Origin of the sequence: Bordetella genomosp. 12, assembly GCF_002261355.1 — a bacterium.
Lineage (GTDB): Bacteria > Pseudomonadota > Gammaproteobacteria > Burkholderiales > Burkholderiaceae_B > Bordetella.
This window is the reverse complement of the sequence record NZ_NEVU01000003.1, coordinates 687,683-708,190: the sequence shown is the minus strand read 5'-3', so window position 1 is coordinate 708,190 and position 20,508 is coordinate 687,683. Positions and strand designations below refer to the sequence as shown.

General features: G+C 65.9%; 16 protein-coding genes. 9 read left to right on the top strand and 7 right to left on the bottom strand.

What is annotated here, in order from left to right:
* Positions 1-17: 17 nt before the first annotated feature.
* Entirely contained in the window at positions 18-842 is an 825-nt protein-coding gene (locus CAL22_RS15435) for an NAD-dependent protein deacetylase (RefSeq protein WP_094814733.1), read from the top strand.
* Here the strand turns inward: CAL22_RS15435 and CAL22_RS15430 are convergent.
* The 3 genes from CAL22_RS15430 to CAL22_RS15420 form a co-directional block, all read right to left on the bottom strand.
* Complete coding sequence (locus tag CAL22_RS15430) at positions 835-1,713, bottom strand: inositol monophosphatase family protein (RefSeq protein ID WP_094814731.1); 879 nt, start codon at positions 1,711-1,713, stop codon at positions 835-837. The two genes, CAL22_RS15435 and CAL22_RS15430, sit on opposite strands and share 8 nt — an antisense overlap.
* A gap of 197 nt (positions 1,714-1,910) precedes the next feature.
* A complete protein-coding gene (locus tag CAL22_RS15425) occupies positions 1,911-3,374 on the bottom strand; it encodes an NAD-dependent succinate-semialdehyde dehydrogenase (RefSeq protein WP_167383654.1) in 1,464 nt (487 codons plus the stop codon).
* A gap of 72 nt (positions 3,375-3,446) precedes the next feature.
* The gene (locus CAL22_RS15420; protein ID WP_094814727.1) at positions 3,447-4,712 is read right to left on the bottom strand and encodes a 4-aminobutyrate--2-oxoglutarate transaminase; all 1,266 of its coding nucleotides are present in this window, start codon (positions 4,710-4,712) and stop codon (positions 3,447-3,449) included.
* 141 nt (positions 4,713-4,853) lie between these two features.
* On the opposite strand from CAL22_RS15420, the gene CAL22_RS15415 reads away from it, so the two are divergent.
* Positions 4,854-6,368: a PLP-dependent aminotransferase family protein gene (locus CAL22_RS15415; protein WP_432264306.1), complete on the top strand. Its 1,515-nt coding sequence runs from the start codon at positions 4,854-4,856 to the stop codon at positions 6,366-6,368.
* Here CAL22_RS15415 and CAL22_RS15410 read toward each other — a convergent pair.
* Positions 6,365-7,264: a DUF72 domain-containing protein gene (locus CAL22_RS15410; protein WP_094814725.1), complete on the bottom strand. Its 900-nt coding sequence runs from the start codon at positions 7,262-7,264 to the stop codon at positions 6,365-6,367. The two genes, CAL22_RS15415 and CAL22_RS15410, sit on opposite strands and share 4 nt — an antisense overlap.
* 64 nt (positions 7,265-7,328) lie before the next feature.
* Here CAL22_RS15410 and CAL22_RS15405 point away from each other — a divergent pair, with 64 nt between their 5' ends.
* The 7 genes from CAL22_RS15405 (at position 7,329) to CAL22_RS15375 (ending at position 17,555) form a co-directional block, all read left to right on the top strand.
* Entirely contained in the window at positions 7,329-9,404 is a 2,076-nt protein-coding gene (locus CAL22_RS15405) for an ATP-dependent helicase (protein ID WP_094814723.1), read from the top strand.
* 58 nt (positions 9,405-9,462) lie between these two features.
* On the top strand, positions 9,463-10,467 hold the full coding sequence (locus tag CAL22_RS15400; RefSeq protein ID WP_094814721.1) for a magnesium and cobalt transport protein CorA: 1,005 nt from the start codon (positions 9,463-9,465) through the stop codon (positions 10,465-10,467).
* Between the two features lie 24 nt (positions 10,468-10,491).
* Positions 10,492-11,118 carry a thermonuclease family protein gene (locus CAL22_RS15395; RefSeq protein ID WP_094814719.1) on the top strand — a complete coding sequence of 209 codons (627 nt, stop codon included), beginning with the start codon at positions 10,492-10,494 and terminating at the stop codon, positions 11,116-11,118.
* Positions 11,119-11,219: 101 nt separating this feature from the next.
* Complete coding sequence (locus CAL22_RS15390; RefSeq protein WP_094814717.1) at positions 11,220-13,460, top strand: ABC transporter substrate-binding protein; 2,241 nt, start codon at positions 11,220-11,222, stop codon at positions 13,458-13,460.
* Complete coding sequence (locus CAL22_RS15385; protein ID WP_094814715.1) at positions 13,457-14,434, top strand: ABC transporter permease; 978 nt, start codon at positions 13,457-13,459, stop codon at positions 14,432-14,434. Before CAL22_RS15390 ends, CAL22_RS15385 begins: the two co-directional genes overlap by 4 nt.
* A gap of 5 nt (positions 14,435-14,439) precedes the next feature.
* Positions 14,440-15,894, top strand: a complete 1,455-nt coding sequence (locus CAL22_RS15380; RefSeq protein WP_094816677.1) for an ABC transporter permease — start codon at positions 14,440-14,442, stop codon at positions 15,892-15,894.
* Positions 15,891-17,555, top strand: coding sequence for an ABC transporter ATP-binding protein (locus tag CAL22_RS15375; RefSeq protein WP_094814713.1), 1,665 nt, complete (start codon positions 15,891-15,893; stop codon positions 17,553-17,555). Before CAL22_RS15380 ends, CAL22_RS15375 begins: the two co-directional genes overlap by 4 nt.
* A gap of 13 nt (positions 17,556-17,568) precedes the next feature.
* Here the strand turns inward: CAL22_RS15375 and CAL22_RS15370 are convergent, their stop codons facing one another.
* The 3 genes from CAL22_RS15370 to CAL22_RS15360 all read right to left on the bottom strand — a co-directional run bounded on the left by CAL22_RS15370 (position 17,569) and on the right by CAL22_RS15360 (position 20,401).
* Entirely contained in the window at positions 17,569-18,003 is a 435-nt protein-coding gene (locus tag CAL22_RS15370; RefSeq protein ID WP_094814711.1) for a GNAT family N-acetyltransferase, read from the bottom strand.
* A gap of 100 nt (positions 18,004-18,103) precedes the next feature.
* The gene (locus CAL22_RS15365; RefSeq protein WP_094814709.1) at positions 18,104-19,474 is read right to left on the bottom strand and encodes a gluconate:H+ symporter; all 1,371 of its coding nucleotides are present in this window, start codon (positions 19,472-19,474) and stop codon (positions 18,104-18,106) included.
* 33 nt (positions 19,475-19,507) lie between these two features.
* Positions 19,508-20,401: a LysR family transcriptional regulator gene (locus CAL22_RS15360; protein ID WP_094814707.1), complete on the bottom strand. Its 894-nt coding sequence runs from the start codon at positions 20,399-20,401 to the stop codon at positions 19,508-19,510.
* Positions 20,402-20,508 lie beyond the last annotated feature (107 nt).

Sequence of the window (20,508 nt, the reverse complement as noted above, 5' to 3'; positions counted from 1 at the left end):
CGGCAGGAGGTCCGCGCATGGATGCGATACCAGATCAGATCGAGGCGTTGCGGGCCTTCATCGACGGCCACCGGCAGCTGTTTGTCCTGACGGGGGCGGGCTGCAGCACGCCGTCGGGCATCCCGGATTATCGCGATGTCGAGGGCCAATGGAAGCGTAAGCCGCCGATTGATTTTCAGACCTTCATGGCCACGGATCTGGCTCGAGCGCGCTACTGGGCGCGCGGCCTGATCGGCTGGCGGCGCTTCGGGCAGGTCAGGCCCAATGCCGCGCACCTGGCGCTGGCGCGGCTCGAGCACGCGGGCCGCATCGCCTTACTGGTGACGCAGAACGTGGATGGCCTGCACGAGGCGGCCGGCAGCCGGGCCGTGGTCGATCTGCACGGCCGCCTGGACGAGGTGCGCTGTACGCGCTGCGATTGGGTGGGGCCGCGCAAAGCCTGGCAAGAGCAGCTCGAGGCCATGAATCCGGCCTGGGCGTTTCTCGATGCCGACGATGCCCCCGACGGTGATGCCGATCTGGAGGGCGTGGATTTCAGCCTGTTCGAGGTGCCTGCCTGCCCGCGTTGCGGCGGCATCGTCAAACCCGATGTGGTGTTTTTCGGCGAGTTGGTGCCCAGCGCCCGCACGGCGCGTGCCTACGCCGGTCTGGCCGCCGCGGATGCGGTACTGGTCGTCGGCTCATCGCTGATGGTGCACTCGGGCTATCGCTATGTGCAGGCCGCGGCCCGCGAGGGCAAGCCCGTGGCCGCCATCAATCTGGGCCGTACCCGGGCCGATGATCTGCTGGCGCTCAAGATCAGCCAGCCCTGTGATCAGGTGCTGGGGGCGTTGTTCAGCTAGCGGGCGAGGCGTTGGCGGGATGATCCAGCAGCGGTGCATCGCTGCCGAACAGCACCCGGTGCGCCGCATGCCAACTGCCCGCATCCGGGGCGTAGAGCAGGCCGCCGCTGCGATGCGTGGGCTTGTAGGGCGTGCCGTCGAAATGGGCGGAATAGCCGCCCGCCTCGCGGTGCAGCAGCCAGCCCGCGGCGTGATCCCAGGGCATGAGCTTGTTGTAGAACAGCAGATGCACATGGCCTGAAGCCGCCATGCGGTACTCGTGCGCGGCGCAGCGCAAATAGGCGGTGCTGGCCAGTTGCGCCAGGTTGCCATTGACCGTCTGGCGCTGCGCATCGGGCAAGGAGCCGGTGGCAATGATGCCGTCCATGTCCTCGGGTGGCGCGGGCTGAGCCACCTTCATGACTTCCTGGCTGCCGTTCTCATGTTCGAACCACGCGCCTTCGCCGCGGATGGCCATGGCGGCATCGCGATTGATGGGGTCGTAGATGATGCCGGCCATGACGTCGCCCTTGTGGCAGGCGGCCACCATCATGCCGAACAGCGGCAGCCCCGCGACGTAGTTGCGGGTGCCGTCGATCGGATCGATGAGAAACGCCAGCTCGGCATCGACCAGCATGTTCAGCAAGGCCGGGTTGAGGGTGCTGGCTTCTTCGCCGATGAGCACCGCGCCGGGGAACAGCTTGGCCAGACGCGCGCTGATCAGGCGCTCGGCGCCTTCGTCGGCATCGGTGACGAGGTCGCGCGGCGACGTCTTGCCGCGCACGGCTTGCACGGGCAGGTTGCGAAAGCGCGGCAGGATCTCGACCTGGGCGGCCTCGGCCAGAATGGCCATGATGCGACGCAGATCGTCGCGCGTCAGTGTGCGGCTCATGATGTTCGGGGCGGATGCGAGGGAGCCGCCAATCTAGCATGCCTGCTCGAGCGCCAGATGAAAAAAGCGCGCGATGCCGCAAGCTGCGGACATTGCCGGGTGGCCGCCCGGTGTCGGCATGCAAAATGCCCCCCGGCAGCCGGGTGGCTGTCGGGGGGCATTGCCTCAGGTGGGGGCCGCCGAGGCGGCCAGGGCGATCAGGCGCCCAGATCCACGCAGAGGTACTTCAGTTCGAGGTAGTCCTCGATGCCGTACTTGGAGCCTTCGCGTCCCAGGCCGGATTGCTTGACGCCACCGAACGGGCCGACTTCGTTGGAAATCAGGCCGGTGTTGATGCCGACAATGCCGTACTCCAGCGCTTCGGATACGCGCCAGATGCGGGCGTAATCGCGCGTGAAGAAATAGGCGGCCAGGCCGAAGATGGTGTCATTGGAGTACTTGATGACTTCTTCTTCGGTTTCGAACTTGAACAGCGGGGCCACCGGGCCGAAGGTTTCTTCCGCCGCGAACAACATGGATTGCGTCACGTCGCGCACCACGGTGGGTTCGAAGAAGTTGCCGCCCAGCGCATGGGCCTTGCCGCCGGTGACGACCTTGGCGCCCTTGCCCACGGCGTCCTGGATGTGCTCCTTGACCTTGGCCACGGCCGCGTCATCGATCAGCGGACCCTGGGTCACGCCTTGCTCGAAGCCGTCGCCGACCTTCATGGCCTGCACCTTGGCAACCAGGCGCTTGGCGACTTCTTCGTAGACGCCTGCCTGGATGTAGATGCGGTTGGCGCAGACGCAGGTCTGGCCGGCATTGCGGTACTTGGAGGCCAGGATGCCATCGACGGCGCGATCGAGGTCGGCGTCGTCGAAAACGATGAAAGGCGCGTTGCCGCCGAGTTCGAGCGACAGCTTCTTGATGGTGGGGGCGCATTGCTCCATCAGGGTGCGGCCGACTTCGGTCGAGCCCGTGAAGCTCAGCTTGCGGACCACGTCGCTTTCGCACAGCGCCGCGCCGATTTCACGCGAGCTGCCGGTGATCACATGGAACACGCCGGCAGGCACACCGGCTTCTTCGGCCAGCACAGCCAGGGCCAGCGCGGTCAGCGGCGTTTGCTGGGCGGGCTTGACCACCATGGGGCAGCCGGCGGCCAGGGCCGGGCCTACCTTGCGGGTGATCATGGCGGCGGGGAAGTTCCACGGGGTGATCGCTGCCGTGACACCGATCGGCTGCTTGAGCACCATGATGCGCTGGCCGGCCTTGGGGCTTTGCAGCACATCGCCGTCGATGCGCTTGGCTTCTTCGCCGAACCACTCCAGGAACGAGGCGGCATAGGCGATTTCGCCGGCGGCCTCGGGCAGCGGCTTGCCCTGCTCCGAGGTCATGATGGTGGCCAGATCCTGCTGGTGCTGCATCATGAGGTTGGCCCACTTGAGCAGGATGGCGCCGCGCTCCTTGCCGGTCTTGGCGGCCCAGGCGGGCAGCGCCTTTTCGGCGCTGGCGATGGCGGCTTCGGCTTCCTTGCGGCCCAGCTTGGGCACCGACACGATGGTCTTGCCGGTGGCCGGATTGTCCACGGGAATGCTGGCCCCGGTCGCGGCCACCCACTTGCCGTCGATGAAGCAGGCGTCACGCAGCAGATCGGGACGGCTCAGGGTCTTGGTCAAGGACATGAGTATTTCCTTCTGAATAAGACACGCGCGGGATGGGTGCTCCATCCCGCGCGTGGATCGGACAGCCGGGTATCAGGCGGTCAGGGCTTCGGTGAGGATGTCCAGCGCACGATCGAACTGGGCATCGGGAATGGTCAACGGGTACAGGAAACGCAACACGTTGCCATACACGCCGCAGCTCAGCAAGAGCAGGCCTTTCTCGATGGCCTTTTGCTGCACGCGCTTGACGGCCTCGGCGTCCGGCTTGCCGGTGGCGGGGTCATGCAATTCGAGGGCAACCATGGAGCCCAGGCCGCGCACGTCGGCGATGGCGGGCACCTTGTCGCGCAGGCTGTTGAGGCGATCCTGCAGGCGCTGGCCCAGGGCCGTGGAGCGTTCGCAGAGTTTTTCTTCGGCGATCACATCCAGCACGGCCAGCGAGGCCGCCACGGCCAGCGGGTTGCCGGCGTAGGTGCCGCCCAGGCCGCCGGCGGCCGGACCATCCATGACTTCGGCACGGCCGACCACGCCCGAAATAGGCATGCCGCCGCCCAGGCTCTTGGCCATGGTGATGATGTCGGCCTGCACGGAATGGTGTTCCATGGCGAAGAGCTTGCCGGTGCGCGCGAAGCCGGTCTGCACTTCGTCAGCAATCAGCAGAATGCCGTGCTCGTCGCAGAGCTTGCGCAGGGCGACCATGAGTTCGGGCGGGGTGACGTTAAAGCCGCCTTCGCCCTGGACCGGCTCGAGAATGATGGCGGCCACGCGCTTGGGATCGATATCCACCTTGAAGAGCAGGTCGAGCGACTTCAGCGAGTCGGCCACCGAGATGTCCTGCGTCTTGTTGGGGAAGGGGACGTGGTAGATGTCGGCCGGCATCGCGCCGAAGGCCAGCTTGTAGGGCGCGACCTTGCCGGTCAGCGCCATGCCCAGCTGGGTGCGGCCGTGGAAGGAGCCGGAAAAGGCGATCACGCCCGAGCGGCCGGTGGCGGCACGCGCGATCTTGACCGCGTTTTCGACGGCTTCGACGCCGGTCGTGAAGAAGGCGCTCTTTTTGAGGCCGTCGATCGGAGCCAGGCTGTTGATGCGCTCGGCCAGGGCGACATAGCCCTCGTAGGGCACGATCTGGTAGGCCGTGTGCGTGAAGTTGTCGAGCTGGGCGGCCACGGCGGCCATGACCTTGGGATGGCGGTGCCCGGTGTTGAGCACGGCGATGCCGCCGGCGAAGTCGATGTACTCCTTGCCTTCGGCGTCCCAGAGGGTGGCGTTTTCCGCGCGCACGGCGTAGAAGTCGCACATGACGCCCACGCCACGGGGAGTGGCCAGGGCGCGGCGGGTATTCAGATCACGGTTTTTCATCAAAGCCTCAAATTGGCAATAGGCAGCCGCTGCGCGGCGAAAGACTGGCCAGGCGGTCATCGCCAGCGGCGTCACCCTGATACTTTAATGCTAAGATGGCCCCATTCTTAGGAACCACTTTTGCATATCAGGTAGAACCAATTGAGGTCCATCGTCGGCGACTTGTTGCTGCTGCGCTTGGGTGACGCTTCCGACGGGCCCATGAATCAGCGTCTGTACCGCGCGATCCGCGAGGCCATACTGGACGGCACGCTGCCCGGCGACACCCGTCTGCCCGCGACCCGCGATCTGGCGGCCGAGCTGGGCATTGCCCGCAATACCGTGGTTCATGTATACGCCCAGTTGCAGGCCGAGGGCTATACCCGCAGCCGGCAGGGGAATGGCACTTTTGTAACGGCAAGTGTGCCCGATGCCTATCTGGCCACCGGCCGCTCGCGGCGGCACCAGGCCAATGGCCCATCGGGCCCTGTTTTGTCCGAGCGCGGCGCCCATATCGTCGACCGGGCCTCGGCGTCGCCCTATCAATGGGGCGCTTTCATGCCCGGGGTGCCGGATGTCACGGAGTTTCCGCATCGCAAGTTCGGCCGGATTTTCAGTGCGTTGTGGCGCCGGCCCGCGCCGGAGCTGCTGACGTATTCCTACGGCGGCGGGCTGCCGGCCTTGCGCGCCGTGCTGGCCGAGCATCTGGGTCTGACCCGCTCGGTGGATTGCGACCCTGAACAAATCATCATCACCGAAGGGTCGCATCAGGCGATCGATCTGGCCACGCGCCTGTTGGGGGCCAGCGGCGATGTCGCCTGGATAGAAAACCCCGGCTATTGGGGCGCGCGCACCGTGCTCAGTGCCAACGGGGTTCGCGTGGAGCCGCAGCCCGTTGACGAGGAAGGCATGCTGCTGCCGGCCGCGGCCGAAAGCGTGAGCACGCCGCCGCGATTTATTTTCGTAACACCTTCGCACCAGTATCCGCTGGGCACGGTGATGTCGCTGGCACGCCGCCGGCAGCTTCTGGCCCTGGCCCGGCGCTGGGGCAGTTGGATCATCGAGGATGACTACGACAGCGAATTCCGCTTCTCGGGGCGGCCGATTTCCTCGCTCCAGGGCTTGGAGCCCGATGCGCCGGTCATTTATCTGGGCACCTTCAGCAAGACGCTCTATCCCGGCCTGCGGGTGGCCTATCTGGTGCTGCCCAAGAATCTCGCCGCGGCCTTTCAGGCCGGGCATGCGGAGCTGTACCGCGAAGGCCATTTGATCACGCACGCCGCGCTGGCGACCTTCATGTCGGAGGGGCATTACGCGGCCCACATCCGCCGCATGCGCATGCTGTACGGCAAGCGGCGTGCGATTCTGGTCAATCTCATCGAGCGGCGTCTGGGGCCGCAATGGCTGCACCGCGACGCCAGCGAGGCCGGCCTGCACCTCATCCTCAACCTGCCGGAAGACATCGACGACACGGCCGTGGTCGATGTGGCGCGGGCCCGCGGCGTCCTGACGCGGCCCCTGTCGCGCTATTACACGGGCGCCGAACCGGCCCGCCATGGTTTGCTCCTGGGCTACGCCTGCGTGCCCGAAAGCCAGATCGCACGCAAATTCGAAATCCTTCTGGCCAGCCTCAATGAGGTGGCCCGGCGCAGCCCGTTGGCAAGCGCGGTGACCTAAGCCGGCCCCTGCAGCGCGCGCAACAAGCCTTGGGCGTTCCTGACGCCCTGATCCTGATAGTTGGTATTGAGGATGACATGGGTGTGCTGCGCGGGAAGCTGGCGCAGGCGTTGCGCCAGTTCCGCCAGCTCTTGCGGGCTGTACTCATACTGAAAGCGCGAGGACGAGGCCGGACCGCGGTTCAGCCAGGTTTGCGCATTGCGCCCATGCAGCCGCAGCAATGCAATATCGTCGCGGGTGGTGCGCCACACCGCCGGCACGGTGTTGTCAACGCCCTGCGGCGCATCGACGATGGTGTGCACCAGCCCGCGCTCGCGCAGGCGGGACAGTGTGGCCGCGGCCGTGGCGGCGTCGCGCAGCCAACTTTCGTGCCGGAACTCGATGGAGGCGTCCAGCGCTTCGAGTTGCCCGGCGCATGCCGCCAGACGCGCCGCGCCGCGCGCATCGTTGCGCACCCAGGGCGGAAACTGGCAATGCACCAGGCCCAGCTTGCCGGCCGCGCGCAGCGGTTCGAGCGCCAACAGAAAGCGGCGCCAGAGTTCCTCGCGCCAGGCGGCGGGGATCTGGTTATCGAAACAGACGCGCGCCTCGCTGGCCTGCCAGCCCAGGTCGTGCAGCAAATCGGCCGGCAGGGCGCGCAGCGGTGTCTGGTGGCCGGTGAACAGCCGGAAAGCCTTGACGTCGAAGACAAAGCCCGCGGGTGTGCGCTGCGCCCATGCATGCGTGAGTTCCGGCGTCGGCAGACCGTAATAGGGCGAGTCGGCTTCCACGACCGGAAAGTGCTCGGCGTAAAAACGCAGCCGTGCCGCCGCATCGCGGGCCTGGGGCGGGTAGAAACGCCCGCAGGCCAGCAGCGTGGGGTCTGTCCAGGAGGCGGTGCCGATCAGTACGCTCATGTGGGGGCTGCGCAAGGGGCGCTCGGAACGCGGTATAGTCTGTATAAATATACAGTGTATTGCCATGATTCCCCTCAACGCCGATGCCAGCGATCCGCTGGACGAACTCAATCCCGAGCAGCGCGAGGCCGCCACGTTCGGTATCGCGCCGGGCGCGGCCCCGTCGGGCGCCTTGCTGGTCATCGCGGGCGCGGGCTCGGGCAAGACCAGCACGCTGGCGCATCGCGTGGCGCATCTGATCCGGCATGGCGCCGATCCGCAGCGCTTGCTGCTGCTGACGTTTTCCCGCCGCGCCGCCCAGGAGATGGACCGCCGGGTGGGCATGGTGCTGCGCCGGGTCATGAAGCTGGACAGCGCGGCGCCTTCGCTGCCCTGGGCGGGCACCTTTCACAGTGTGGGTGCGCGCTTGCTGCGCGACTGCGCCACCCGCATCGGCCTGTCCGAAGCCTTCACGGTGCACGACCGCGGCGACGCCGAAGACCTCATGGGCATGCTGCGCCACGAGTTGGGGTTCAGCGCCACGCAAAGCCGCTTCCCGCTCAAAGGCACTTGTTTGGCGATCTACTCGCGCGTGATCAACAGCCAGGAGCCGTTGGCCGACGTGCTGGCGTGCGCCTTCCCCTGGTGCGCCCAATGGGAGGCCGAGCTCAAGCGGCTGTTCCAGGCCTATATGCAGGCCAAGCAGGAGCAGCAGATCCTGGATTACGACGACCTGCTGCTGTATTGGGCCGAGATGATGGCCGACCCGGGCATTGCCCGCGATGTGTCGGCGCGTTTCGACCATGTGCTGGTCGATGAGTACCAGGACACCAACCGCCTGCAGGCCAGTATTCTGCAGGCGCTCAAACCCGACGGGCGGGGGCTGACCGTCGTGGGCGATGATGCGCAGTCCATCTATGCCTTTCGCGCCGCGACGGTGCGCAACATCCTGGATTTTCCGCAGCAGTTCGGCGCGCATGTCATCGCCCTCGAGCGCAATTACCGCAGCACGCAGCCCATCCTCGATGCGTCCAATGCGATGATCGCCCGCGCGCCACAGCGTTATGCCAAAGCGCTCTGGACAGACCGCCAGAGCGAGCAGAAGCCCGAACTGGTCAATGTGAGCGACGAAGCCGGGCAGGCACGCTGGGTGGCCGATCAGGTCCTGGCCCGCCGAGAGGAGGGCCTGCGCCTGACCGCGCAGGCCGCGCTGTTTCGCACCGCCAGCCACAGCGCCGCGCTCGAACTGGAGCTGGCGCGGCGCAATATCCCCTTCGTGAAGTTCGGCGGCCTGAAGTTTCTCGAGGCCGCCCACATCAAGGATCTGCTGTCGGTGCTGCGCTGGGCGGAAAATCCGCGTTCGCGTCTGGCCGGATTCCGCGTCGCGCAACTGGTGCCCGGCGTCGGGCCGGCCAAAGCGGGCAAGCTCATGGATGCCCTGGCCGAGGCGGCCGATCCGCAAGCCTGTCTCCAGGCCTTCAAACCGGGCGCGGGGCCGCAATGGGAGGGGCTGGTCGGGTTGCTGGGCGCTTTGCGCAGCCAACAGGCGCGCTGGCCGGCGGACGTCGATCTGGCGCTTGCCTGGTATGCCCCCTTGCTCGAGCATCTGTACGAAGATGCCCGCGTGCGCCGCGCCGACCTGGAGCAGCTCGCCCGGCTGGCCGGGGGCTACCCCACCCGCGAACGCTTCCTGACCGAACTGACGCTCGATCCGCCCGCGGCCACCAGCGATGAGTCCGGCAAGCCCTTGCTGGATGAAGACTACCTGATTCTTTCCACGATTCATTCGGCCAAGGGCCAGGAGTGGAAAGCGGTGTACGTCCTCAATGCGGTGGATGGCTGCATCCCGTCGGACATGGCCACAGACAGCAGCGACGAGATCGAGGAGGAGCGCCGGCTGCTCTACGTGGCGATGACGCGCGCGCGTGAGCGCCTGCAGGTGCTCGTGCCGCAGCGCTTCTACGTGCATCAGCAAAGCGGGATGGGCGACCGGCACGTCTATGCGGCCCGCACGCGTTTTCTGCCCGACGATCTGATGCCGCTGTTCGATCATCTGCCCAAGCCGCCGGCGCTGCCGCACGGGCGCGGCGAGGGCTTGCCGGCCGCCTCGGGCACGCCCGCGATCGACGTCGGCCAGCGCCTACGCAAGCTCTTCTCCTGAGCTATCATCCCCGAGGGTCGGGCGTTGCCGGCCTAAGGCCAGCAGGGGAGGGAAGCTCATGGCTCAGGATTCAGCGGCAGCCGAGCCGCCCGTCAGTCAGGTCGTGGCGTCGGTCGCCTATGTGAATGGGCGCCGCGCGCGCGACGTGCCCATTGCCGAAGTGGCCGATTATGTCGGCGGTGCCAAGGGCATGCTCTGGATCGGCCTGCGCAACCCGACGCCCGAGTGCATCACCGAGGTGGTCGATGCGCTGGGCGCCAGCGTCAAGAACCGCGAGGAAATGATCGAGTCGCATCGCCGGCCCAAGATCATCGACTACGGCAATATGGTGCTCATCGTGGCCATTACGGTGGAGGTCGAGGGCGGGCGTCCGGTTTTTGGCGAAACCCAGTATCTGGTCGGCGAAGGTTTTCTGGTCACGGTGCGGCGCACCGCGCTGTCCACGCACAGCATTCTGCGCGAGCGCCTGGAGTCCGCGCCCGATCTGCTCAAGCGCGGCAGCGACTACATCACTTCCGAATTGCTGGACTTGCTGGTCGACCGGTATGTGGCCGCCGTCGCTCAGCTCGAGGACGTGGTCGAGCATGCCGAGCAAAAACTGCTCATCCGGGGCGCCAAGGATGCCGACATCCGCAAACTCTATCGGCAGCGGCGCGATCTGCTGCGCATCCATAATGCGATCGCGCCCATGGCCGAAATCTGTCGTCGCCTGGCGCGGGTGGAAATGTCGGCCATCGATGCGCAGGCCCGGCCCTATTTCGCCGAGGTGGCCGATCGCGTGCTGCGGGTCGACGAGCTGGTCAACGCCCTGCGCGAAGCCTTGGCCTTTGCCTTCGAGGCCAGCCTCATGATCGGGCAGGGGCAGCAGAACGACACCACGCGCAAACTGGCCTCCTGGGCCGCCATTCTGGCCGTTCCCACGGCCGTGGCCGGCATTTACGGCATGAATTTCGAGTACATGCCGGAACTCAAGGCGCATTGGGGCTATCCAATCACTTTGAGCGTGATTGTTACGATTTGCGCCGTTCTGTATTGGCGGTTTCGAAAGTCCGGCTGGCTCTGAGTCCGCCCATCCGATGAGGTTGCCGTGCCCCTTCATGGCTTTTCCCCCAGCGCCTGGCGCCGGCCTGGCCGTCGTCTCGCGGGTCTGATCGTCGTTCTGGCGCTGGCTGCCGCCTGGTTCGGGCTGCCGCCAGGCTCGGCGCCGGATCCGGCGCCCGCAGGGGCCAGCACGGTGGCGCTGCCGCAGGCCAGTTATCGCCTGCAGGGCACGGTGGTCAGCGTGGCTGACGGCGATACGGTCACGCTGCGCGCGGCCGACGGCCGGCGGCGTATCCGCCTGGACAGCATCGATGCGCCCGAAGCCGGGCATGGGCAGCAGGAGCCGGGCCAGCCTCATGCCGAAGCGTCGCGCCAGCATCTGGCGGCGCTGGTCGAAGGCAAGACGCTGACGGCGCAGTGCTACGAGAAAGACCAATACGGCCGGGATCTGTGCGCGCTGGTGTTGCCCGATGGCCGTTCGGCCAACCGGGAGCAGGTGGCGGCCGGCTATGCCTGGGCGTATACGGCCAGGCGCGGCGATTACCTCCGGGATGAGGCCATGCCGGGCCTGCAGCGCCGGGCGCGTGAAGCGCGCATCGGCTTGTGGGCCGACAACGGCGCGACCGAGCCCTGGAAATGGCGCTACGACTGCTGGAAAGAAAAGCGCTGCTGACTAAGATGAGCGGCCACAGAAAAGCAGCCCGGTTTCCGTAGGGTGGGAATGAGGGCTTTGCGAATCTGCTGGCGCAAAAAACGGGATAAGTTTTGATGACAATGTTAGGCATATCTGGGCGGTTGCTGCGCTGCGGGCTGGCCGTGTTTGCCATGGCGGCCGTCCTGGCTGGCTGCGGCCGCGAAAGCCCGATCAACAGCCCCTATCTGTCCGGCGCGCTCGATGAGAACGCGCTCTACACCGCTTTCGTCAAGCGCTCGCCCAAGTATCTCGATCCGGCCAGTTCCTATTCCACCGACGAGACGCCGTATACCTACAACATCTACGAGCCGCTCTACGGCTACCATTACCTCAAACGCCCCTATGAGCTGATTCCGCGCGCGGCCAGCGACATTTCCCAGCCGATCTATCTCGACGCCCAGGGCCAGCGGCTGCCCGATGACACCCCCGGCGACCGCGTCGCCGAGAGCGTCTATGACATCAAGCTGCGGCCGGGCATTCGTTATCAGCCGCATCCCGCCTTTGCGCGCAAGGAGGACGGCAGTTATGCCTACTTCCCGCTGGCGCCGGGCGAGTTGGACGACAAGTTCTATGTGCCGGATTTCGCGCTCACCGGCAGCCGCGAATTGACGGCCCACGATTATGTCTACGCCTTTCGGCGGCTGGCCAGCCCGCGCGTGGTTTCGCCCATTTATTCGCTCATGGCCGAGTATGTCGTCGGCATGCAGCAGTATGGCGACACGCTGCGCGAGCGCGACCGTGCCCAGCGCCAGACGGTGCCGTCCGGATCACGCGATCTGCCCTGGCTGGATCTGCGCCAGCCCGACGGGTTCGACGGGGTGCAGGCCCTGGATGACCATACGCTGCGCATCCGGGTCAAAGGCAAGTATCCGCAGTTCAAGTATTGGCTGGCGATGACCTTCACCGCGCCCATCCCCTGGGAGGCCGACCGTTTCTACAGCCAGCCCGGCATGGCCGAGCATGATCTGTCGCTCAACACCTGGCCGGTGGGAACCGGGCCTTACATGCTGGTCGAGTCGCGTCCCAACTGGCGGCATGTGCTGGCTCGCAATCCCAACTACCATGGCGAGGCCTATCCCTGCGAGGGCGAGCCGGGCGACCAGGAGGCGGGCCTGCTGGCCGATTGCGGCAAGCCCACCCCCTTCATCGACCGGGTGGTGTTCAGCGTCGAAAAAGAGGCCCTGCCGCTGAGCGGAAAATTCCTGCAGGGGTACTACGACGTGCCGCAAGTCGAGCGCGGCGAGTACGGGGTGTCCATGCTGGTGGCCGCCGGCGACTCCCAGGAAAAGGCCGCGCTTTATCGCGAGCGGGGCATCCGCCTGCCCACCACGGTGGAGACGTCCAACTGGTACATGGGTTTCAACTGGCTGGATCCGGTCGTGGGTAAAGGGGATACGCCCGAGCAGGCCGAGCGCAACCGCAAGTTGCGCCAGGCCATCAGCATCGCCTTTGACTGGGAGGAGTACATCAATATCTTCGAAAACGGTCAGGCCGCCGTGGCCTACGGGCCGGTGCCGCCGGGCGTGCTGGGCTACCAGCCCTTGCCGCAGGGCTACAACCCGCAGGTCTACCAGCTCGAAGACGGTAAACCGGTGCGCAAATCGCTCGAGACGGCGCGGCAGTTGCTGGCCGAGGCGGGCTACCCGGGCGGCCGCAACGCCGAGACCGGCGCGCCGCTGGTGCTCTATTACGACGCCATGAGCGGGGCGGGATCCAGCCCGCAGTTCGATTGGATGCGCCGGCAATTGGCCAAGCTCGGCATCCAGATGGATGTGCGCTCGACGGATTACAACCGTTTCCAGGACAAGATGCGGCGCGGCACGGCGCAGCTCTTTCTCTGGGGCTGGAATGCCGACTATCCCGACGCGGAGAACTTCCTGTTCCTGCTCTATGGTCCCAACGCCAAGGCCAAGACCGGCGGCGAGAACGCCGCCAACTATGAGAATCCCGAGTTTGATCGCCTGTTCGAACAGATGAAATTTCTCGACGACGGCCCGGAAAAAGAAGCCATCATCGCGCGAATGGTCGATGTCGTGCGGCGCGATGCCGTATGGATGTTCGGTTTCTTCCCGATGTCCGGCGGCGCCTATCAGCAATGGGTGGGCAATGCCAAGCCGACGCAGATGGTGCGCAACACGCTGCAGTACATGAAGGTCGATCCGGCCTTGCGCGTCCAGAAGACCGACGACTGGAACCAGCCGCGCTGGTGGCCGCTGGGGATCTTGCTGCTGTTGCTGGTTCTGGCCATCATTCCCTCCTATCTCACCCTCAAGCGGCGCGAACGCCAGACGGCCTTTGGCAACCGGGAGCGACAATCATGACGAGCTATGTGCTGCGCCGGCTGCTGTACGGCGTGCTGATACTAATCGGCGTCAACCTCTTTACCTTTGTGCTGTTCTTCGCGGTCAACACGCCCGATGACATGGCCCGCCTGGCCATCGGCGGGCAGCGCACCAGCCAGGATGCCATCGACAAATGGAAGGCCGATCGCGGCTACGACAAACCGCTTTTCATCAACAATGCGCAAGGCGGCGCCGAGCGCTTCACCGACACGGTGTTCTATCAGCGCTCGGTGCCTCTGCTGACCATGGATTTCGGCGCTTCCGACGCCGGCCGCGACATCGGCCGCGAGATCAAGACGCGCATGTGGCCCAGCCTGGCGCTGGCGCTGCCGTCGTTCTTCCTCGGCCTGTTTGCCAGCATCGTGTTTGCGCTGACATTGGTGTTTTTCCGCGCCACCCGCCTGGATTTCTGGGGAGTGGTCCTGTGCGTGGTGCTGTTGTCGATCTCCAGCCTGTTCTACATCATTGCGGGCCAGTGGCTGTTCGCCAAACTCTGGCAGCTCGTGCCGTACTCCGGTTATGCCGGCGGCTTGGACAGCATCAAGTTCCTGGCGCTGCCGGTTCTGGTGGCGGTGATTTCGCGGCTGGGACCCGAGGCGAGGTTCTACCGCAGCATCTTTCTGGAAGAGATCGGCAAGGACTATGTCCGCACCGCCCGCGCCAAGGGCCTGACCGAAACCGTGGTGCTGTTTCGACATGTGCTGCGCAATGCCATGCTGCCCATCCTGACGAGCACGGTGTCGGCGATTCCGCTGCTCTTCATGGGCAGTCTGATCGCCGAGTCGTTCTTCGGCATCCCCGGCCTGGGCAGTTACACCATTGATGCCATCAGCGCGCAGGATTTTTCCATCGTGCGGGCCATGGTGTTTCTCGGTTCGGTGCTCTACATCCTGGGCCTCATTCTGGCCGACATCTCCTACACGCTGGCCGATCCCCGCGTGCGTTTCGAGTGACCGCCATGCCCCGATTCGTATTTCTCTGGACAGACATCGCGCTTTATCTGATGGTGCTGGCGGTGCTGGCCTATGTATGGCGGGTGCGACGCAGCCCGGCCTTGCGCGCGACCTGGCGCCGGGTCGCCGGCGATGCGCCCGCCATGTGTTCGGCCGTGGTCCTGTCCTGCTTTGTCATCGTCGGGCTGCTGGATTCGGTGCACTTCCAGTTGCGGCTGCCGCCCGCGCCCACGGCGGCTGCCGATGCCCCGCCGGCTTATGCCCCAGTGGTGACCTCATTGCTCGATAGCCTGCTGGCCGGCTCGGTGCTGGCCAAACCGGAAAAAACCTATTCGGCGCCGCTGGCTTCGCATCAGTTCTCCAAGGAGAGCATGGTGGCCGGCGACGGCACGGTCACGCGCGGTTATCCGCGGCTGCGCCACGGCGGCGCGCACCTGACCGATCCGGCGACGCAGTCCTGGCCCGATATCCGCGGCCAACTGGCGCGCGGCATGGCCTGCGGCCTGGCGGCCGCCTTGCTGGTGAGCGGTTTGCTGGCGGTGTTCCTGGCCCGGCGCCGGGGCGCCGGCCGCGTCGCGGTGCGCGATCTGTTGCGCGGCAACAGTCAGGTTCCGTGGCGCGCCATGTTGTTGACGCTGACGCTGCTGTTTCTGGTGGCGGGAGCAACGGGTGCGCTCTCCACGGGCTATCACGTCCTGGGCACGGACCGCACGGGCAATGACGTGCTCTGGCAGGCGCTCAAGAGCATCCGCACGGCTTTGGTGATCGGCACGCTCACTACGCTGGCGATGCTGCCGCCGGCCATCGTATTCGGTATCGCCGCGGGTTACTTCAAGGGCAGGGTCGATGACGTCATTCAATACCTTTACACCACGCTGACCTCCATCCCCGGCGTGCTGCTGGTGGCCGCCTGCTCATTGATGATGCAGGTCTACATCGAGAACCATGCCGAGTATTTCAATACCTCGGCGGCCCGCGCCGATGCGCGGCTGTTTCTGCTGTGCATGATTCTTGGCCTGACCGGCTGGTCGGCGCTGTGCCGTCTGCTGCGCGCCGAGACCCTCAAGTTGCGCGAACAGGAATACGTTCAGGCCGCGCGCGCTTTCGGCGTGTCGCACTGGCGCATCATGGCACGCCACCTGCTGCCTAACGTCATGCACATCGTGCTGATTACCGCCGTGTTGGAGTTTTCCGGCCTGGTCCTGTATGAGGCCGTGCTGTCCTATCTGGGTATCGGGGTGGACCCCAGCATGAGTTCCTTTGGTTCCATGATCGACGGCGCGCGCCTGGAAATGTCGCGTGACCCCATGATCTGGTGGAATCTGCTGACGGCCTTCGTGTTCTTGCTGGCGCTGGTGCTGGCGGCCAATCTGTTTGCTGACGGTGTGCGCGATGCGTTCGATCCGCGCAGCCGGCGGTTCAGGTTCAAACTCAAGCAAGCGCCCGGAGGCACGCAATGAGCCTGCTCAATGTCAAGGATCTGGACGTGGCCGTGGCCTCCGAGGACCGGCTGGCGCATGTGGTCAAACGCTTGAGTTTCGCCATCGAGCGCGGCGAGACCTTCGCGCTGGTCGGCGAGTCCGGCAGCGGCAAGAGCATGACCGCCTTGGCGCTGTTGCGGCTGCTGCCCGACGCCGGGCGCATCGTCGGCGGACAGGTCAATCTTCAGGATCAGGATCTCAACACCCTGAGCGAGCGCCAGATGCGCGGCGTGCGGGGCGGGCAGATCGGCATCATCTTCCAGGAGCCTTCGACCAGTCTCAACCCCGTCATGCGGGTGGGGCAGCAGATCATCGAGACGCTGTCGGCCCATACGCCCTTGCGGGGGGCGGCGGCGCGCCGGCGCGCCATCGAATGGCTCACGCGGGTGGGCATCCCCGAACCCGAGCGGCGCATCGACGACTATCCCTTCCAGTTTTCCGGCGGGCAGAAGCAGCGCATCATGATCGCCATCGCCCTGGCCGCCGAACCCCGCTTGCTCATCGCCGATGAGCCCACCACCGCGCTGGACGTGACGGTTCAGGCCCAGGTGCTGGATCTGCTGGCGGATATCCAGCGCGAAATGGGCATGGCCGTGCTGTTGATCACGCACGATCTGGCCATCGTGCGCCAGACGGCGCACCACGTCGCCCTCATGCGCGGCGGCGAGATCGTCGAGGCCGCCGATGCCGCGACCTTTTTTTCCGCGCCGCGCCATCCGTATGCGCGGCAATTGTTCGAAGCCATTCCCACTTTCGAGAAACGCGGCCGGCCGCTGACGGCCCCCGCGGGCGCAGTGCCGAGCGCTTCCCCGCGCCCGCCCGGGCAGGTCGTGCTCGATGTTCAGGATCTGCGGGTTCATTATCCCGTGCGGGAAGGCCTGTTGCGCCGGCCCACCTCATGGGTCAAGGCGGCCGACGGCGTGAGCTTTACCTTGCGGGCCGGTGAAACGCTGGCGTTGCTGGGCGAGTCCGGCTGCGGCAAAACCACGACCGGCAAGGCCTTGCTGCGCCTGATCGACGGCGCGCATATCTCCGGCCGTGCCTTGCTCGACGGCCGGGACCTGTTGAGCGCCGACCGCCGCACCATGCAGGCCTTGCGACGCGACATCCAGATCGTGTTTCAGGATCCCTATGCCTCGCTGGACCCGCGCATGCGCGTGGGTGAAATCCTCGACGAAGGCGTGGCATCGCTGCATCCGGAGCTCGCCGCGCCCAAGCGCCAGGCCCGTGCGCAGGAGTTGTTGCAGCGTGTGGGCCTGCCCGCCGATACCGTAAAACGCTATCCGCACGAATTCTCCGGCGGCCAGCGGCAGCGCATCGCCATCGCCCGCGCTTTGGCCGTCGAGCCTCGGGTGCTGATCTGCGATGAGCCCACCTCCGCGCTGGATGTTTCGGTGCAGGCGCAGATTCTCGATCTGCTGCGCGAGTTGCAGGCGGAGTTAGGGATCGCCTATTTGTTCATCACGCACAACTTCGGGGTCGTGGAGTACCTGGCTGACCGGATCGCGGTCATGGCAGGCGGCCGTATCGTGGAAATCGATGACGCCGCCTCCGTACTGCGGCAACCGGGCCACGATCTGACCCGCCGCCTGCTCGATGCGGTGCCCCGGCTGGTGTTCGGGCCCGGGCAGGCCGGCTAGCCCGCCGGGCGGTTCACGGCTGATAGCGGTACTCGATATCCCATTCGGATTCCCCGACTGGCTCAAAGCCGTGAGCCAGGTAGAAAGCGTTGGAGCGGCTGCCCTTGAGGGCACCCAATTCGATGCTGGCGCGCAGCGTGCGTGCCCGGGCGCAGAGCTCGCGCAGCACGCGCGAGCCGATGCCGCGCCCGGCGTAATCGGGGCTGAGGTAAAAGTGCGTGAGCCGCCAGATGGGGTGGCGGTCGTCGAGAATATAGAAGCCGGCGCGTGCGCCGTCGATCACGATGTGGCGGGTGAGGGCGGGGTCGAAGCCGTCGCGCAGCCGTTGCGCCGAGCGCTGAGGATCGTAGCGGCCCAGAGCCTGCAGACTCTCACGCATGGCCGCAAGCCTGAGCTGGGCCAGGCTGTCGAAATCGGATTCCTGGGCAAGAGGGGTTTGCAGCATCATGGCCAGCCGTCTCCAGTGTCGATCACCTGCCCAGCATAGCCAAAACCCGCCGTCTGAAGTGACGGCGGGCGATCAGGGCTGTTTCACCGGATTTCGGGGTTCAGAGCAACTGCCACAGCCCGAAGGTCACGACCAGACCGACCACGGAGACAATGGTCTGCAAGGCCGACCACACGGCGAAGGTCTGCTTCAGGCTCAGGCCGAAGTACTCCTTGACCATCCAGAAGCCCGCGTCATTGACGTGGCAGAAGAACACCGAGCCCGCGCCGATGGACAGCGCGAGCAAGGCGCCGTGGGTGGTCGACAGCCCCATGGCCAGCGGCGCGATGATACCGGCGGTCGTGGTGGTGGCCACGGTGGCCGATCCCGTGGCCTGGCGTAGCGCCACGGCGACGATCCAGGCCAGCAGCAGCAAGGGCATATGGCTTTGCGTGGCGATCTTGCTGATGGTGTCGCTCATGCCGGCGGCAAGCAGCACCTGCTTCAGGCCGCCGCCGGCGCCGATGGTCAGCAGCAGTCCGGCGATGGGGGGCAGGGCGCGGCGCAGGGTTTTGCCAACCGCGTCGCGGCTGGTGCCCTGAGCCCAGCCCAGCAGGGCAATGGCGGCCAGCACGGCCACCGACAGGGCGACGATGGGTTCGCCCAGGAAGTCCAGCACGGCGTAGGGCAGGCCTTCTTTGGCCAGCGCGATACGCGCCACGGTGCGGCCCAGCATCAGCGCCACGGGCAGCAGAATGATGAAGATCGACACCGCAAAACTGGGCAGCCGGTTCGCGTCGCGGGTGCTGGTGAACAGTTGGCCCAGTTCTTCGGGTTCGGCGATGGGCATGCGCGGCGCCAGCCAGCGGGCGTAAACCGGGCCGGCCAGGATGACGGCCGGGATGGCGGTCAGCAGGCCCAGGGCCATGGTCATGCCCAGGTCGGCGTGCAGCACACTGATGGCGATCAAGGGGCCGGGGTGGGGGGGCACCAGCGCGTGCAGGGTGGTCATGCCGGCCAGGGCCGGGATGCCGACGGCCAGAATGGGCAGGCCCGAGCGGCGCGCCATGACGAAGATGATGGGCACGACCATCACCAGCCCGACCTCGAAAAACAGGGGCAGGCCGACGATCATGGCCACGCCGGCCATGACCCAGGGCAGCGCGGCCCCGTGCGCTTTATTCAAGAGAGAATTGACGATACGGTCGGCGCCGCCGGATTCAGCCAGCAAGGCGCCCAGCATGGCGCCTAAGGCGATGATCAGGCCCGCATCGCCGAGGATGCCGCCGGCGCCCTGGCTGAAGCTGTGGCCCAGTTTGTCCAACGGCAGGCCGACGGCCAGGCCCACGCCAAAGGCGCCCAGCAAAATGGCCAGAAAAGGCGCGATTCTCAGAACGCTGATCAGTACGACAATGGCCAGCAGGGCCACGATACAGTAGAGCACGAGCTGGCTGTCGTAGGCAGTCCAGGCGGCTTGGGCAACGGAATTCATGCAGGTCCTCGGTAATTCTTCGCTTTTTCTATGCTACTGCAGGCCTCCTGACGGATAGATTTCACGGTTGAGCGCCAGCCAGGCGAGCGCCGCGTGCGAGAGGTAACCGCCGCGGCGCCAGATCAGCGTCATCTCCCAGACCGCGTCGCGATCATCGAGCTCCACCTGCCGCACACCGGGCTGCTGGCGCTTTTCGGCCATCAGGCGCGGCAGAAAGCCGATGCCCAGGCCCGAGGCGACGAGCGCCACAATGAAGTCGATCTGGCCGCTGCGCGCGGCCGTGGTCGGCGTGAAACCCACGCGTTCGCAAGCCGAGATCAGCACATGGTTGAGCGCGAAACCGCTTTCGAACATCACGAAGGGCGTATCGCGCAGTTCGGCCAGGCGCAAGCGGCGAGCGCCCGCCAGCGGATGGTCGGGCGGCATGAGCACCATGAGCGGCTCACGCGCGACCGGTTGATACTCGAACGCCTCCGGCACCGGCGTGAGGGTGGCGCCCAGTTCGATGTCACCGCTTTGCACCATGTCTTCCAGGCGGCGGCTGCCGTGCTCGGCCAGGCTGATTTCGATGCCGGGATAGCGCCCGCGAAAGCGCGCGAACAGCGGCGCGAACAACACGCTGCTGCCCAGCGTCGGCAGGCCCAGGCGCAAGACACCGCGCTTGAGGCCGCGCAATTCCTCGAGTTCGGCGATCAGATCGTCGCGTTGCGCCAACATGGTCTGGGCGCGCCGGAAGACCACCTCGCCGGCCTGGGTCAGCCGGGGCGGATGGCTTTGCCGGTCCAGCAAGGGCATGCCTATCTCGTCTTCGAGCTGGCGCACGGCCTTGCTGACCGTGGGTTGGGTGGCGTGAATCGCGCGCGCGGCCTGAGAAAAACCGCCTTGGCGCAGCACTTCGCAGAACGCCCGCAAGGTACGCAAATCCATGGGTATTCCAAATTGGTATAGATTCGATGAAATGAATTCATTTTATCTATGCGAGGGAAAGGCGTACAAGAGAGACAGCGCTCAAGCTTCCGGAGACAGAGAAGCGC

Bases quoted from the DNA above. Each gene is read 5' to 3' on its own strand.
- CAL22_RS15420 (WP_094814727.1), bottom strand. From the start codon at position 4,712: ATGAAAAACCGTGATCTGAATACCCGCCGCGCCCTGGCCACTCCCCGT.
- CAL22_RS15370 (WP_094814711.1), bottom strand. From the start codon at position 18,003: ATGATGCTGCAAACCCCTCTTGCCCAGGAATCCGATTTCGACAGCCTG.
- CAL22_RS15430 (WP_094814731.1), bottom strand. From the start codon at position 1,713: ATGAGCCGCACACTGACGCGCGACGATCTGCGTCGCATCATGGCCATT.
- CAL22_RS15410 (WP_094814725.1), bottom strand. From the start codon at position 7,264: ATGAGCGTACTGATCGGCACCGCCTCCTGGACAGACCCCACGCTGCTG.
- CAL22_RS15375 (WP_094814713.1), top strand. From the start codon at position 15,891: ATGAGCCTGCTCAATGTCAAGGATCTGGACGTGGCCGTGGCCTCCGAG.
- CAL22_RS15425 (WP_167383654.1), bottom strand. From the start codon at position 3,374: ATGTCCTTGACCAAGACCCTGAGCCGTCCCGATCTGCTGCGTGACGCC.
- CAL22_RS15385 (WP_094814715.1), top strand. From the start codon at position 13,457: ATGACGAGCTATGTGCTGCGCCGGCTGCTGTACGGCGTGCTGATACTA.
- CAL22_RS15365 (WP_094814709.1), bottom strand. From the start codon at position 19,474: ATGAATTCCGTTGCCCAAGCCGCCTGGACTGCCTACGACAGCCAGCTC.
- CAL22_RS15400 (WP_094814721.1), top strand. From the start codon at position 9,463: ATGGCTCAGGATTCAGCGGCAGCCGAGCCGCCCGTCAGTCAGGTCGTG.
- CAL22_RS15390 (WP_094814717.1), top strand. From the start codon at position 11,220: ATGTTAGGCATATCTGGGCGGTTGCTGCGCTGCGGGCTGGCCGTGTTT.
- CAL22_RS15435 (WP_094814733.1), top strand. From the start codon at position 18: ATGGATGCGATACCAGATCAGATCGAGGCGTTGCGGGCCTTCATCGAC.
- CAL22_RS15405 (WP_094814723.1), top strand. From the start codon at position 7,329: ATGATTCCCCTCAACGCCGATGCCAGCGATCCGCTGGACGAACTCAAT.
- CAL22_RS15380 (WP_094816677.1), top strand. From the start codon at position 14,440: ATGCCCCGATTCGTATTTCTCTGGACAGACATCGCGCTTTATCTGATG.
- CAL22_RS15360 (WP_094814707.1), bottom strand. From the start codon at position 20,401: ATGGATTTGCGTACCTTGCGGGCGTTCTGCGAAGTGCTGCGCCAAGGC.